The following is a 15,374-nucleotide window of genomic DNA, read 5'->3' on the forward strand; positions in this document are numbered from 1 at the left end:
GCCTGATGGCAGGGGGAGAAAGCAAGATGGGGAAAGTATACATTGTTGGTGCCGGACCGGGTGACCCAGACTTAATTACGCTAAAGGCCCATAAGGCAATACAGCAGGCAGATGTCATTTTATATGATCGTCTTGTCAATCAAGAGATTCTTGCCCATGCCAAACCGGAGGCGGAGTTGATCTATTGCGGCAAACTGCCGAATCATCATACGATGAGACAGGAAGCGATTAACGAAGCACTTGTTGCTCATGCGAAGGAAGGGAACATAGTCGTTCGTCTAAAAGGCGGTGATCCCTTTGTATTTGGCCGTGGCGGTGAAGAAATCGAATGCTTAGCTGAGCATGGTATTCCGTATGAAGTTGTCCCGGGGATTACTTCTGGCATTGCAGCGGCTGCTTATGCAGGCATTCCAGTCACGCACCGAGAATTCAGCTCAAATGTTGCGTTTGTGACAGGGCATTATCAAAAGGATGAACATTTTGAAGAAAAGTGGGAAGCGCTGGCGACGGGGATTGATACCCTTGTCATTTACATGGGCGTCAAAAACGTGGAAAGAGTCCAGCGGCTGCTTTTGAAAAATGGGCGGAATCCTGAAACACCAGCTGCGTTTATTCACTGGGGAACGACCACAAGGCAAAAAACGACTTGCTGCACGGTGGCGACACTATCTGAAACGGTTGAAAAAGAAGGGATCGAGCACCCAAGTTTAATCGTGGTAGGAGATGTCGTTCACTTTCATCAAAAGTTGAACTGGTTTGAACCAGCACTGATTGAGAAATGAGAACAAAGGTGAAAAGACACGTGTAGACATCGTGTCTTTTCGTCTGAATAAAACTAAGGTCGCAAGGAGGAGTCAAATGAAACAAGCTGTCCTTTATGTTGGGCATGGAAGCAGGGTAAAAGAAGCACAGGATAAAGCCATTTCTTTTATGAAAAGCTGTATGCCGTTAGTGGAAGCAGATATCCAAGAAATTTGTTTTTTAGAGTTGACGGACCCTTCAATCGAAGAAGGGTTTGAGACTTGTGTACAAAAAGGAGCAACCCACATTGCGATCGTCCCGCTCCTCCTTTTAACTGCCATGCATGCCAAATCAGATATTCCAGATGAGATTGTGAAAGTACAAAAACGTTTCCCACAAGTGAAGGTGACATATGGAAGACCTATAGGCGTGAACCAAGAAGTCACGAAAGCGGTTATCGCAAGAATTGAAGAAGCAGGATACAAGGGAGAGCACGCAAAAATTCTCTTAATTGGCCGCGGAAGCTCTGATCCAGATGTAAAACGGGATGTGTTTGGCATTGCAGATGATGTCCGAAGCATGTTGCCTTGTGCAGAGGTTTTTCCGTGTTTTATTACAGCGTGTGAACCGAATTATCGTGACGTCTTAGCACAGTTAACAGTAGATGACGATACGCCTGTCTATCTCGTGCCTTATCTTTTATTTACCGGCATTTTAATGAAAGAGATTGAGAGTGAAGCGAATCAGGCGAGAGAGCGGCTGCGAGATGTCCGTGTCTGCCGATATATTGGGTTTCATCCCCATGTAAAAGCAGCTTATATTGAACGTGTGCAGGAAACCATCTTAAACAAAGAGGATGCGTTTCGTTTTCAAGGAGAAAGCCATGCTTCCAGTTCATCTTGATCTAACCAATAAACACGTGCTAATTGCCGGCGGTGGAAGGATTGCGGCTAGAAGGACGAGTGCGCTATGCATGGAGCCATGCAGCATAACCATTGTGAGCCCTGACATTTGTGATGAAATGGCGAATCTCATTGAGACATATCAGCTGACTTGGAAGAAAAAGAAAGTGGATGCGGAAGATGTAAAGGATGCATTTTTAATTGTTGCTGCTACAGATGATCCTTCAGTAAACGAGTGGATGACGCAATCAGCGCTTCCGCATCAGCTCGTCAACTGTGTGAGCCAGTCAGAGCTAGGCAATGTGATTGTGCCAAAGGTTGTAAGGGCAGGAAAAGTGACAATCTCCATATCTACGAGTGGTGCAAGCCCAGCCCGCACTAAACAGCTGGCTGCGGCCATTGAGACCTTGCTTGAACAAGAGGATGTAGATGCACTGGATGAGCTCTATATAGAAAGAAAAAAAAGACAAAGAAAAAGCCGATAAAATCTCATCTAAAGATTTAATCGGCTCTTTTTTATTTTCTCAGCTTTAGGACAACATCCTCATCAGGCGTCACAAATAATGTTTGCTGCTGATCATATGTGACAAAGCCCGGTTTTGCTCCGTTTGGTTTTTTCACATGCCGGATTTTCGTATAATCGACAGGGACGGAGCTTGATTCTTTTGCCTTCGAGAAGTAGGCAGCAATTTGTGCCGCTTCAAGCAAGGTTTGTTCATCAGGCGCTTTGTGACGAATGACAACATGTGATCCAGGAATATCCTTTGTGTGCAGCCAAATGTCATCACGAGCTGCCGCCTTTGTGGTCAAATATTCGTTTTGCTTGTTGTTTTTTCCAACGAGAATCGGAACACCTTGAGAAGATTCATATGCTTCAAGCTGAATGGCCGATGGTTTTTTCTTTTTGGCATTGCGTTTTTGTTTGGGACGCAAATATTTTCCTTCCACCAGTTCTTCTCTTATTTCCTCTAAATCTTTTGGTGAGGCAGAGGACAGCTGCTGGATCAGCTCGTCAAAATAAACAATTTCTTCATGTGTTCGCTCAATTTGTTCATTTACGGCCTCTACTGCATTTTTTGCCTTTTGGTATTTTGTAAAATACGCTTGCGCATTTTCAGAAGGGGTTTTGTTTGTTTTGAGCGGGATCGTGATCTCTCCGCCTTCTTCATCATAATAATTGATGACAGTCGCTTCTTTATCCCCTTTTTTAATCGCATATATATTGGCAGTAAGCAATTCACCATAAAGCTGATACTTATGAGCATTTTGAGATTCTTCAAGCGTTCTTGTTAGTTTTTTTAGCTTGTTTTCATTTTTCTTTTTTTCATTCACAACAAAACGTTCAAGATCAGCCGCCTGCTGTTTGACTCTGTCTCTTTCAGCTTTTCCGAAATAAAAGCGGTCAAGCAGCTCGCTTAGAGAATCAAATGTCTTCATGTCACCATGGACGTGCTGAAGTTCTAATAAATAAAAATACTCTTTCCCGTCTTTTCTCGTGAGCTGAGGGGTAAAAGAATGCGCCTGAATGAGCTGAAACATCTCGAGCAATGTACTTGGAATCGTTTCCTGATTGGCAAGACCGGCCCTGTGGACAGCTTCCTTAGCAAACAGCGGAGAAACCCCGGAGAATGTATCGACAATTTGATTGGCAATTTTCCCTTCTTGAAAACGTAAATGCTTTAAAATATCTTCCTTCGTCACGTCAAAAGGATTCAGCTTTTGCTGTGCCGGCGGCAGAAGATATTGATGTCCGGGCAGCACCGTTCGATAGCTGTTCACAGATGGAGAAAGATGTTTCAGTCCGTCAATGATCTGCTCCGTTTCGTCCTCCACGAGAATCAAGTTGCTGTGCCGGCCCATAATTTCAATATACAGCTTACGGGTTTGTTCATCGCCAATTTCATTTCGGCTTCGCACGTGCAGCACGATCACCCGATCTAACCCAATTTGTTCAAAACGTTCAATGAACCCACCCTCAAGATGTTTTCTGAGAAGCATACAAAACATTGGCGGTTCGCTCGGATTATCATCATGGTGCTCAGTGAGCTGTACCCTTGCATAGCTCGGGTGAGCGGATAAAAGAAGCTTATGATTCTTCCCCTTTGACCGGATATGAAAAATCAGCTCATGCTTGTATGGCTGATGTATTTTCGAAATTCTTCCGCCAGTTAATGTTTCTTGCAATTCATTAGTCATACCGTATGTAAAAATGCCGTCAAATGACATGTTGGATACACCCTCTTCTTTCACACAAATCTACTGAAAGAACCTTACGTTTTCTCGTTCTTTAGGCAGTCTTATTATTATAGCATGATTTAGGACGAGTCTGAATAAACTGGCTTATAGAACACTGCATAAGAGAGAGAACAAAAGAGGAGTGGACGAGGTCAAATGAATTGGCATGAACTGAACCAAACCGATTTATTAAAAACAATGAATACATCGATAGGTGACGGACTGTCAGAAAAAGATGTGCAAAAGCGGCTTGAAAAGCATGGGCCAAATGAATTGCAGGAAGGGAAAAAGGCATCGGCGTTCGTTATTTTTTTAGCACAATTTAAAGACTTTATGGTGTTAATCCTGCTTGCGGCAACGATTATTTCTGCCTTTTTAGGTGAATACATTGATGCTGTGGCGATTGTGGCGATTGTGCTGATAAATGGTGTGCTTGGCTTTTATCAGGAACGCCGTGCGGAAAAGTCCCTCCAAGCACTAAAGGAATTATCAACGCCGCATGTCTATGCAAGGAGAAACAATGAATGGGTCAAGATCCCGTCCAAGCACCTCGTGCCGGGAGATATTGTGAAGTTTTCAAGTGGGGATCGAATTGGCGCAGATATCAGATTACTAGAAACAAAGAGTTTGGAAATCGAAGAATCTGCCCTCACTGGAGAGTCCATCCCAGCGGTCAAACATGCGAGTCCGCTCTCGCGAGATCATGTCTCGCTTGGAGATTTGACGAACATGGCCTTTATGGGGACGCTTGTCACAAGAGGAAGCGGTGTAGGGGTTGTCATTGGTACAGGGATGAATACGGCGATGGGACAAATTGCCGGTATGCTGGATTCAGCAGGTAATATGGAAACACCGCTGCAAAGACGCCTTGAGCAGCTGGGGAAAATTTTAATTGTTGCTGCATTATTTTTAACTGTTCTTGTGGTTGTTCTTGGTGTGGTGCAAGGTCATGATTTGTATCATATGTTCTTAGCGGGTGTATCTCTCGCTGTTGCTGCGATTCCAGAAGGACTGCCGGCGATCGTCACTGTCGCACTTTCCCTAGGTGTGCAGCGGATGATTAAACAAAAATCCATTGTCAGAAAGCTGCCGGCTGTGGAAACACTCGGCTGCGCCTCGATTATTTGCTCAGATAAAACAGGCACAATGACACAAAATAAAATGACAGTGACACATGTATGGGCAGAGGGGAAAACGTGGAATATTTCTGGCACTGGGTACGAGCCGTCAGGTGATTTTACCTTAAACGGAGAACTTGTCCATGTAGACAAACATCCAAGCCTGCAAAAGGTGCTATTATACGGAGCACTTTGTAATACATCGACCATTGTTGAAAAAGACGGTGAGATGAGACTTGATGGCGATCCGACAGAAGGAGCACTTCTAACCGCTGCGCGTAAAGCGGGTTTTACAGAGCAATTCATCGAAGCGGGATTTCGTGTGGTGGAGGAATTCCCTTTTGACTCTGAAAGAAAAATGATGTCAGTCGTCGTGGAAACGAATCAGAAGGAGCGGTATGTCATTGCCAAAGGGGCGCCAGATGTGCTGATGAACCGTTCAAGTCATATGATGCACGGCGGACGCACCGCATCATTTTCAAAGGCCCACCGGCAAGAAACAGAAGCTGCCATTCAAGGTTTAGCAAGACAAGCGCTTAGAACCATTGCGATTGCATATAAAAAAGTAAGCCTGACAGAAAAAATCACCTCTGTTCAGCAGGCAGAAACTGGCCTCACATTTATCGGTCTAGAGGGCATGATTGATCCACCTCGTCCTGAAGTGAGACGAGCGATTAAAGAATGCCGGGATGCTGGCATTAAAACAGTGATGATTACAGGCGATCACGTAGAAACGGCTAAAGCGATCGCTAAAGATTTAAGTCTCTTACCGAAGCAAGGAAAGGTGCTTGATGGAAAAGCTCTGGATCAGCTAAGCGACAAAGAGCTGGAGCAAACAGCAGAAGATGTGTACGTCTTTGCCCGTGTATCACCTGAGCATAAACTGAGAATTGTGAAGGCCTATCAAAAAAATGGCCATATTGTCGCGATGACAGGTGATGGGGTGAATGATGCGCCAGCGATTAAACAGGCGGATATCGGCATATCCATGGGGATTACCGGAACAGACGTTGCCAAAGAAGCTTCTTCTCTTATTTTGCTTGATGACAACTTTGCGACCATTAAATCCGCTATTAAAGAGGGCCGGAATATTTATGAAAACATTCGCAAATTTGTCCGCTATTTGCTGGCATCGAATGTGGGAGAGATTTTGGTCATGCTGTTTGCGATGCTTCTTGCGCTTCCATTGCCTCTCGTTCCAATTCAAATTTTGTGGGTAAACCTTGTCACAGACGGCTTGCCGGCTATGGCACTTGGAATGGATAAACCAGAAGGCGATGTCATGAAGAGAAAGCCGCGGAACATGAAAGAGGGGATTTTTGCAAGAGGGCTTGGTTGGAAGGTCATATCAAGAGGGTTTCTGATCGGGATTGCCACTTTGTTAGCCTTTATGTTTGTGTATCACCGTGATCCGAACAATCTTCAATATGCGCAGACGGTTGCATTCAGCACACTCGTTTTGGCGCAGCTCATTCATGTGTTTGACTGCCGCAGTGAACGGTCTATTTTTGAACGCAATCCATTCGGGAATATGTACTTGATCGGCGCCGTTGTGTCTTCCCTTCTGCTGATGCTTGTGGTCATTTATTATCCGCCGCTTCAGCCGATTTTCAAAACGGTGGCAGTCGCACCAGTCGATTGGCTTCTGATCATCGGTATGTCTGCATTGCCAACTTTTTTACTGGCAGGATCACTTTTGACAAGAAAAAAATAATTGGTTATGGTATAATTTTGAGGTAATAGTGTCTGCTATTACCTTTTTCATTTTATTAATATGAAAGAATTGGGTGTTTTCACATGATACGCAGTATGACGGGATTCGGCCAAGCGAGTAAAACGGATGGTGAACTGACAGTGTCAGTTGAGCTAAAATCGGTCAATCACCGTTTTAAAGAGGTTCATGCCCGTTTGCCGAGGCCGCTTTTATATTTCGAAGATACATTAAAAAAAATCATTCTTCGTCACGTGCAGCGCGGTCGAATTGAGCTGTTTGTTACGATTGAAGGCGGTAAACTTGCAAGCCGGTCTTTACAGATTGACTGGCCGCTGCTTGATGAATATATGAAAGCCGCAAAAGACCTTGAGGACCGCTATCATATTTCAGGTATTCAGCATGCACATGACTTACTGAAGCTGGAACAGGCTGTTCAGGTGGAAGAGTCAGTCAGCCGTAATGAGCAGCTGGAGCATTTGCTGATAGACACTTGTGAAGAAGCTGTCAAGGAGCTTTGCTTTATGAGAGAGCAGGAGGGAACATCACTTCAAAAAGACTGTGAACTCAGGCTGTCTGAACTCGAGGCATTTACAGAAGAAATCAAAGTGTTTGCACCAGAGGTTGTGAGTCAGTACAAAGAACGATTGAATCAAAGATTGCAAGAATGGATCGGAGAGGCGCTTGAAGAGAGCAGGCTGATCACAGAGGCGGCCATCTTTGCGGATCGCTGTGACATTACAGAAGAGATTACCAGGCTGAAAAGTCATTTTCAGCAGTTCCAGCAAATTTTGACGCAAGGCGGCGCTGCCGGACGAAAGCTTGACTTTCTTGTACAGGAGCTCAACCGTGAAGTGAACACGATTGGATCTAAAGCAAACCATCACCATTTAACAAAGCTGGTGGTTGAAATGAAAAGCGCTATTGAAAAAATAAAAGAACAAGTGCAAAATATAGAATAGTCATTGTGTATGCTGTTTACAGTGCGTCTCTTTCGGCGAGACTAGAGACGTTTATATTACAGGGGGACGAAAGAAGATGACCATAAAGTTGATCAATATCGGATTTGGAAACATCATTTCAGCGAATCGGATGATTTCGATCGTCAGTCCGGAATCAGCACCGATTAAACGAATGATACAAGACGCAAGAGATCGAGGCATGCTCATTGATGCGACATACGGAAGAAGAACCCGTGCTGTTGTCATTATGGACAGTGACCATGTCATCTTATCTGCCGTTCAGCCTGAGACTGTCGCGCAAAGACTTTCTGTAAAAGAAGAAATCATAGATGAAGGGCAGGGGTAATACGCCATTATGAAAGAAAGAGGACTTTTAATCGTTCTCTCTGGACCTTCGGGAGTTGGAAAAGGAACGGTCAGACAAGCCATTTTCTCCCAGGAAGATACGAAATTTGAATACTCTATTTCTGTGACAACCCGCAAACCGCGTGAAGGTGAAAGAAATGGTGTTGATTATTTCTTTAAAACCAGGGAAGAATTTGAACATATGATTGAAAACAAAAAGCTGTTAGAATGGGCAGAGTATGTCGGGAATTACTACGGCACGCCTGTTGACTATGTAGAACAAACATTGAGCGAAGGAAAAGATGTTTTCCTTGAAATCGAAGTGCAAGGTGCACTTCAAGTAAGAGAAGCATTCCCGGAAGGTCTCTTTATTTTCCTTGCACCGCCAAGTCTTTCAGAACTTCAAAACCGCATTATTACACGCGGGACAGAATCTGAGGATCTCATCCGTAACCGAATGGCTGCTGCAAAAGAAGAAATTGAAATGATGGATGCTTATGACTATGTCGTTGAAAACGACGATGTCGAGCTTGCATGTGAAAGAATTAAAGCGATCGTCCTTGCAGAGCACCTGCGAAGAGACAGAGTCGCACCAAGATATAAAAAAATGCTGGGGGTAGAATAAACCATGTTAGATCCTTCAATTGACTCATTGATGAACAAACTTGACTCAAAATATACACTTGTCACAGTGTCTGCACGCCGTGCACGTGAAATGCAAATCCATCAAGATCAACAAATCGAAAACACAAAATCCTATAAATTTGTAGGGAAAGCTCTTGAAGAAATCGATGCTGGTCTTTTGACATTTGAAAAAGAAGAGCAAGAATAACATCGCTTCTGCTATGCAGATACGATACGTTCAAAAAAGTCAAAACTATGATTGGTTTTGACTTTTTTGAATTGTAGACGAATTTGTGAAAAAGGCCGTTAAGGGGGACAAACAAATGTTACAGTCAAAGAATATTTTACTCGGCGTCAGCGGAGGAATCGCCGTATATAAAGCAGCTGCACTCACTAGTAAACTCGTACAGGCAGGCGCAAATGTAAGAGTGATTATGACAGAATCTGCCCGTGAGTTTGTGTCTCCGCTCACCTTCCAAGCCCTATCTCGGCATGAGGTGTATGTGGATACATTTAAAGAAAACAATCCAAAAGTCATTGCGCATATTGATGTAGCTGACTGGGCCGATCTCATTCTTGTTGCCCCTGCAACAGCACATACCATTGGTAAAATGGCCGCAGGACTTGCTGATGATATGCTCACAACGACTTTGCTTGCTTCAACAGCTCCTGTATGGGTTGCACCGGCTATGAATGTGCACATGTATGACCATCCAGCTGTCAAGCGGAACATCCGCACTTTATATGAAGACGGCTACCGGTTTATAGAGCCAAGTGAAGGCTATTTAGCATGCGGCTACATTGGAAAAGGACGCTTAGAGGAGCCTGAAAAAATTGTTGAACACATCCGTGCGTTTTTTGATGAGCCAACCAGCTTGCCGCTTTCAGGTAAAAAAGTCGTGGTCACAGCTGGCCCTACACGAGAAGTGATCGACCCTGTTCGTTTTCTTTCAAATCGATCTTCTGGGAAAATGGGCTATGCCATTGCAGAAGCTGCCGAGCAAATGGGCGCCGATGTTACGCTTATTTCAGGACCTGTTTCGTTAACTGCGCCTGAGCATGTGGATGTGGTGCAAGTGGAATCGGCTGAGGAGATGTATCAAGCAGCGTTAGAGGTGTACGAGAAAGCAGATATAGTGATTAAATCAGCAGCCGTTGCCGATTATACGCCTGTCACGACGTATTCTCATAAAATGAAAAAACAAGACGGTGAACTAGCGGTTGAATTTAAGCGGACGAAAGATATTTTAAAAGAGCTTGGGAAAAGAAAAGAACATCAGGTGCTAGTCGGCTTTGCAGCTGAGACGCAGGATGTAGAATATTATGCGAAAAAGAAAATCGAATCCAAGCATTTAGATATGATTGTCGCGAACAATGTTGCAGCAGAGGGCGCAGGCTTTGGCACAGATACAAATGTCGCAGCATTGATCAAAGCAGACGGAACAAAAAAAGAGCTGCCAATGATGAGCAAAAAAGACCTTGCCTTTGAAATCTTACAGGAGGCAAAGCAGCTGCTGCCAAAAGAGCGTGATCGAGCATGATTGCTGAAGTGATCGTCGATGTCACAACGAAATCCATTGACAGGCCATTTGACTATCGTGTGCCAGACCGCTTTAAAGGCCTTGTCAAGGCTGGTATGAGGGTAGTGGTTCCTTTTGGCCCAAGGAAGATTCAAGGGTTTGTGACAAAAATCAAAGAAGAAACAGACGTACAGTCAGGAAACATCAAGGACATTGTCGATTTATTTGATTTATCTCCTGTTCTGACAGATGAGCTATTGGAGCTTTCCCACTGGCTGACGGAAAAAACATTGTCCTATCATATTACGGCGCTTCAATCGATGCTCCCAGCAGCGATGAAAGCCAAATATGAAAAAGAAATTCAGGTGTTATCAGCTGAGGAACTTCCGCAGTCATTGAAAGAGCTTTTCGGTCAGCAAGAGAGCATCCTTTACGCTGACATTCCGCCTGAACAGCTGAAGCCTATTCAAAAGCATGTCCAAAAAGGCCATCTAGAAGTCAGATATCACGTCTCACAAAAATCCGGAAAGAAAAAGGTGCGGACACTTCAGATAGCAGTTACGAAAGAAAAACTTGAAGAAAAGCAGGAACAGTTAAAGAAAAATGCGGTGAAACAGAAGGCGCTGCTTACCTTTTTATTTCAAGCGAATGAAACGACGTTTTTAGCAAAAGATTTGCAGCAACAAACAGGTGCTAGTTCTCAAACGATAAAAGCCTTGATTCAAGAAGGTCTGTTAACAGAAAGCTATGAAGAGATTTATCGAGATCCTTATCGGGATAGGGAGTTTACACCGTCTACTCCTCTTGATCTCACAGCAGAGCAAGCAGAAGCGGCAAAACCCATTCATCAAGCAGTGAGCGATGACAAACATGAAACGTTTTTACTGCACGGAGTCACAGGAAGCGGTAAAACCGAAATTTATTTACAGACGATTGATCATGTCCTCCAAAAGGGAAAAGAAGCGATCGTCCTAGTTCCTGAAATTTCATTAACGCCTCAAATGGTCCAGCGTTTTAAAGAGCGCTTCGGGTCCAATGTGGCTGTTCTTCATAGCGGCTTATCGACTGGGGAAAAATACGATGAATGGCGGAAAATCCACCGCAAGGAAGTCAAGCTTGTCGTTGGCGCAAGATCGGCTGTTTTCGCCCCGTTTGAAAATCTAGGAATGATCATTATAGATGAAGAACACGAATCGTCATATAAACAAGAAGAAATGCCTCGGTATCATGCGAAAGATGTGGCCATTGAACGAGCAGGGCGGCACCAATGTCCGGTTGTATTGGGCAGTGCAACGCCTTCACTTGAGTCATATGCGCGTGCGAAAAAGGGTGTGTATACACTGCTGACGCTCAAACGGCGCGTCAATCAGCAGCAGCTGCCGCACGTTTCGTTAATTGATATGAGAGAAGAATTAAGAAACGGCAACCGCTCCATGTTCTCAGAAGAATTAATGCTCAGGTTAAAAGAAGTACTTGAAAGGAAAGAGCAGGCGGTTTTATTTCTCAATAAAAGAGGCTATTCATCCTTTGTGATGTGCCGTGATTGCGGATATGTGGAACAATGTCCACATTGTGAGATTTCTCTCACTTATCACCGCTTTCAAAAACGGCTGAAGTGCCATTACTGCGGTCACGAAGCTCCTGTACCTGCAGAATGCCCAGAATGCCATAGTGAGCATATTCGCTATTTTGGTACAGGCACGCAGCGTGTGGAAGAAGAGCTGACGAAGGTATTGCCAGAAGCAAGGGTCATCCGAATGGATGTAGATACAACCTCTCGGAAAGGCGCGCACGAAAAGCTTCTCACGTCCTTTGGCAACAAAGAAGCGGATATACTGCTTGGGACGCAAATGATTGCAAAAGGCTTAGACTTCCCAGATGTTACACTTGTCGGTGTCCTTAGTGCGGATACGTCTCTTCACATCCCTGATTTTCGTTCAAGTGAAAAAACGTTTCAGCTTCTCACGCAAGTAAGCGGACGTGCGGGACGTCATGAAAAAGCGGGGTCAGTCATTATTCAATCATATACACCTTCGCATTATAGTATTGAATTAACCAAACAGCATGATTATGAAGCCTTTTATGAGCAAGAGATGTTGCACCGTCGTCATCAGTCCTATCCGCCATTTTATTTTTTGGCGATGGTGACTGTATCACATGAAGAAGTGACGAAGGCAGCGCATGTCACAGACAAAATTGTTCAGTTCTTGAAAATGAATTGTGCACCGAATACAAGGATTCTCGGTCCTGCTGCTTCTCCGATCGCTAAGATCAAAGATAGATATCGATATCAATGCGTGATAAAATACAAAAGGGAAAATGAACTGGCAAGTTTATTACGAAAAATACAAGATCATTATCAAAAAGAAATGGAACAAAAACAGTTGATGATATCAATCGATATGAATCCATATATGATGATGTAAAACGGAGGTCTTTTCGTGGCAATCAAACCGATAGTCTTACATCCTGCAGACGTGCTTGAACAACAAACAGAGCTTGTTGATACATTCGATAAAAAACTGAAAAAACTGCTGGATGATATGTATGATACAATGCTTGAACTAGATGGAGTCGGCCTAGCCGCACCACAAATCGGCATCTCAAAAAGAATCGCCGTGGTCGATATCGGAGAAGATTCTGGGAGGATTGACTTAGTTAATCCTGAGATTCTTGAAGTGGAAGGGAGCCAGACAGACATTGAAGGCTGCCTGAGCTTTCCATCTTTGTACGGAACGGTTGAAAGACCAAATTATGTGAAGGTGAAAGCCTTTGATAAGAAAGGCAAACCATTTACAATAGAAGCAGAAGGATTTTTAGCAAGAGCTTTATTGCATGAAATTGATCACTTAGACGGTGTATTATTCACGTCGAAAATCATTCAAACCTATACAGAAAAAGAACTTGCGGAAATGGAAGGGTGAAGAAAATGGCACGTATCGTATTTATGGGAACCCCTGATTTCTCAGTACCTGTGCTGCAAACACTTATCACAGAAGGATATGAAGTTGTCGGGGTCGTCACACAGCCAGATCGCCCGAAAGGCAGAAAACGAGTACTGACGCCGCCTCCTGTAAAAGTAGAAGCCTTAAAACACAGCATTCCAGTTTTACAGCCTGAAAAGGTACGTCTTGATGAAGAAATTGATAAAGTGCTTGCCTTAAAGCCAGATTTGATCGTAACAGCAGCGTTCGGACAAATTTTGCCAAAAAGATTACTTGATGAACCTGAATTTGGCTGTATCAACGTTCATGCCTCACTGCTGCCAGAATTAAGAGGCGGTGCACCGATCCATTATGCGATCCTGCAAGGCAAAAAGAAAACAGGCGTGACGATCATGTATATGGTAGAAAAGCTTGATGCAGGTGACATGATTAGCAAAGTAGAAGTAGAAATTGATGAATTAGACAACGTCGGAACACTGCATGATAAATTAAGTGTGGCTGGTGCGGCCTTATTAAAAGACACAGTTCCAAATGTGTTAAGCAGGTCTATCTCGCCAATTCCGCAAAATGAAGAGGCAGCAACGTATGCACCAAATATTAAGCGGGAGCAGGAAAGATTAGACTGGACCAAGCCAGGAGAAGAGCTTTACAACCAAGTTCGCGGCTTAAATCCATGGCCAGTTGCCTATACTGAATGGAGCGGTGCTAACTTAAAAGTATGGGAAGCGAAAAAAGTTCCGCTTCAAGCACCAGAAGAACCTGGGAAAGTGATTGAGCTTCAAAAAGAAGGACCAGTCGTTGGAACAGGAAATCAGCAAGGCCTTTTATTAACGAGTGTACAGCCCGCTGGAAAGAAAAAAATGAGCGGTGAAGACTTCTTAAGAGGCGCAAATATCGAAATTGGACAGAAATTAGGGTTAATCAATGAAGAAAAGTAATGTGAGAGAAATAGCGCTGGACGCTTTAATCAAACTCGAACAAAATCAAGCCTACAGTAACTTGCTTTTGCAGTCAGTGATGAAAGAGAAAGAACTTTCCGATCAAGACAAACCGCTATTAACAGAACTTGTATACGGTACACTGCAAAACAAGCTGGCACTTGATTATATGCTCACACCCTTTGTGAAAAAACCGCAAAAAGTGGCTCCATGGGTGATGCAGCTTTTGCGGATGTCTCTTTATCAGATGGTTTACCTTGAAAAAATTCCAGATCGTGCAGCCATCCATGAAGCAGTGGAGCTAACGAAAAAGCGCGGACATAAAGGCATTTCTTCACTAGTCAACGGCGTTCTTCGTTCTGTGCAAAGAGAAGGCGTGCCATCATTTGATGCGATCAAAGATCCGGTAAAAAGGCTCTCGGTTGAGACAAGCCATCCATTATGGCTCGTACAAGAATGGGTGGAGGCGTACGGTTTTGAAGCAGCAGAAAGCATGTGCCGTATTCATTTAGTCCCGCCAAAGCAGACATTGCGTGTCAATCAAATGAAAAAAAACCGCACTGCACTGCAGCAAGAACTCATGGATGCAGGAATTGAGACAGAGCTCGGCGACCTATCTGAGGATGCACTCAAACTCATGAAAGGATCTATCGTATCTACTCCTTTCTTTCAAGAGGGCTTTGTCACGATTCAAGATGAAAGCTCCATGCTTGTCGCAAGAGCGCTGGATCCTCAGCCGGGAGAAATGGTGCTTGATGCCTGTGCCGCTCCTGGTGGTAAATCAACACATATCGCAGAGCGAATGAACGATGAGGGTAAGATTGTGTCTCTTGATTTACATGAGCACAAAGTAAAACTGATCAAACAGGCAGCAAAGCGTCTAAACTTAACGCATATTGAGGCAAAAGCGCTTGATGCAAGAAAAGCATCCGACCATTATGATGATGCTTCGTTTGACCGTATTCTCATTGATGCACCATGTTCAGGTTTTGGCGTCATCAGACGAAAACCAGATATGAAATATACAAAGTCCTCGGAAGACTCAGCAAGACTTGCGACAATTCAGCAATCGATCTTGCATGAAACAGCCCAGCTGCTAAAGCCAGGCGGAACCCTTGTATACAGTACATGTACAATGGATCCAACAGAAAATCAACAAGTGATTCATGCGTTTTTACAAGAACACCAAGACTTCGAACCCGATCTATCTCTTAATGAACGGCTGCCTGAGCAGGTTGCTCCGTTTGTTCAAAACGGAAGTGTACAAATTCTTCCTCATTATTTCGGAACAGATGGTTTCTTTATTTGCAGCATGAGAAAGAAGGGATAAAAA

Annotated in this window: 14 protein-coding genes; 13 read left to right on the plus strand and 1 reads right to left on the minus strand. The window is 43.9% G+C overall.

Annotation, left to right across the window (positions count from 1 at the left end):
- The first annotated feature begins 26 nt into the window (after window positions 1–26).
- The 3 genes from cobA to ACTJJD_RS05545 all read left to right on the plus strand — a co-directional run bounded on the left by cobA (window position 27) and on the right by ACTJJD_RS05545 (window position 2,128).
- Entirely contained in the window at window positions 27–782 is a 756-nt protein-coding gene (gene cobA, locus ACTJJD_RS05535; RefSeq protein WP_035700704.1) for a uroporphyrinogen-III C-methyltransferase, read from the plus strand.
- Window positions 783–858: 76 nt separating this feature from the next.
- Entirely contained in the window at window positions 859–1,644 is a 786-nt protein-coding gene (locus ACTJJD_RS05540) for a sirohydrochlorin chelatase (RefSeq protein WP_017367214.1), read from the plus strand.
- Window positions 1,625–2,128, plus strand: a complete 504-nt coding sequence (locus ACTJJD_RS05545; protein ID WP_039166748.1) for a precorrin-2 dehydrogenase/sirohydrochlorin ferrochelatase family protein — start codon at window positions 1,625–1,627, stop codon at window positions 2,126–2,128. Before ACTJJD_RS05540 ends, ACTJJD_RS05545 begins: the two co-directional genes overlap by 20 nt.
- A 31-nt stretch (window positions 2,129–2,159) precedes the next feature.
- Here ACTJJD_RS05545 and ACTJJD_RS05550 read toward each other — a convergent pair whose 3' ends face one another.
- On the minus strand, window positions 2,160–3,869 hold the full coding sequence (locus ACTJJD_RS05550) for an Rqc2 family fibronectin-binding protein (protein ID WP_440608169.1): 1,710 nt from the start codon (window positions 3,867–3,869) through the stop codon (window positions 2,160–2,162).
- 165 nt (window positions 3,870–4,034) lie between these two features.
- On the opposite strand from ACTJJD_RS05550, the gene ACTJJD_RS05555 reads away from it, so the two are divergent.
- The 10 genes from ACTJJD_RS05555 to rsmB all read left to right on the plus strand — a co-directional run bounded on the left by ACTJJD_RS05555 (window position 4,035) and on the right by rsmB (window position 15,371).
- On the plus strand, window positions 4,035–6,710 hold the full coding sequence (locus ACTJJD_RS05555) for a calcium-translocating P-type ATPase, SERCA-type (protein WP_007499684.1): 2,676 nt from the start codon (window positions 4,035–4,037) through the stop codon (window positions 6,708–6,710).
- A gap of 83 nt (window positions 6,711–6,793) precedes the next feature.
- Window positions 6,794–7,669, plus strand: coding sequence for a YicC/YloC family endoribonuclease (locus ACTJJD_RS05560; RefSeq protein ID WP_017359340.1), 876 nt, complete (start codon window positions 6,794–6,796; stop codon window positions 7,667–7,669).
- Window positions 7,670–7,745: 76 nt separating this feature from the next.
- The gene (remA, locus tag ACTJJD_RS05565) at window positions 7,746–8,015 is read left to right on the plus strand and encodes an extracellular matrix/biofilm regulator RemA (RefSeq protein WP_008344898.1); all 270 of its coding nucleotides are present in this window, start codon (window positions 7,746–7,748) and stop codon (window positions 8,013–8,015) included.
- 9 nt (window positions 8,016–8,024) lie between these two features.
- Window positions 8,025–8,639: a guanylate kinase gene (gmk, locus tag ACTJJD_RS05570; RefSeq protein ID WP_007499680.1), complete on the plus strand. Its 615-nt coding sequence runs from the start codon at window positions 8,025–8,027 to the stop codon at window positions 8,637–8,639.
- A 3-nt stretch (window positions 8,640–8,642) separates the two neighbouring features.
- Window positions 8,643–8,846, plus strand: a complete 204-nt coding sequence (gene rpoZ / locus ACTJJD_RS05575) for a DNA-directed RNA polymerase subunit omega (protein ID WP_008344896.1) — start codon at window positions 8,643–8,645, stop codon at window positions 8,844–8,846.
- A 115-nt stretch (window positions 8,847–8,961) separates the two neighbouring features.
- Entirely contained in the window at window positions 8,962–10,179 is a 1,218-nt protein-coding gene (gene coaBC / locus ACTJJD_RS05580; RefSeq protein ID WP_326110332.1) for a bifunctional phosphopantothenoylcysteine decarboxylase/phosphopantothenate--cysteine ligase CoaBC, read from the plus strand.
- Entirely contained in the window at window positions 10,176–12,584 is a 2,409-nt protein-coding gene (gene priA, locus ACTJJD_RS05585) for a primosomal protein N' (RefSeq protein ID WP_440599968.1), read from the plus strand. The genes coaBC and priA overlap by 4 nt, the downstream gene beginning before the upstream one ends.
- A gap of 15 nt (window positions 12,585–12,599) precedes the next feature.
- Window positions 12,600–13,082, plus strand: coding sequence for a peptide deformylase (gene def, locus ACTJJD_RS05590; protein WP_017359337.1), 483 nt, complete (start codon window positions 12,600–12,602; stop codon window positions 13,080–13,082).
- Between the two features lie 5 nt (window positions 13,083–13,087).
- Window positions 13,088–14,041 (plus strand): methionyl-tRNA formyltransferase, encoded by a 954-nt coding sequence (gene fmt / locus ACTJJD_RS05595; RefSeq protein ID WP_007499673.1) that lies wholly within the window; start codon window positions 13,088–13,090, stop codon window positions 14,039–14,041.
- A complete protein-coding gene (rsmB, locus tag ACTJJD_RS05600; protein WP_250026530.1) occupies window positions 14,028–15,371 on the plus strand; it encodes a 16S rRNA (cytosine(967)-C(5))-methyltransferase RsmB in 1,344 nt (447 codons plus the stop codon). The genes fmt and rsmB overlap by 14 nt, the downstream gene beginning before the upstream one ends.
- The last annotated feature ends 3 nt before the right edge of the window (window positions 15,372–15,374 follow it).

Origin of the sequence: Bacillus sp. 22446 (genome assembly GCF_052044955.1) — a bacterium.
In the GTDB taxonomy this organism is placed as follows: domain Bacteria; phylum Bacillota; class Bacilli; order Bacillales; family Bacillaceae; genus Bacillus; species Bacillus altitudinis.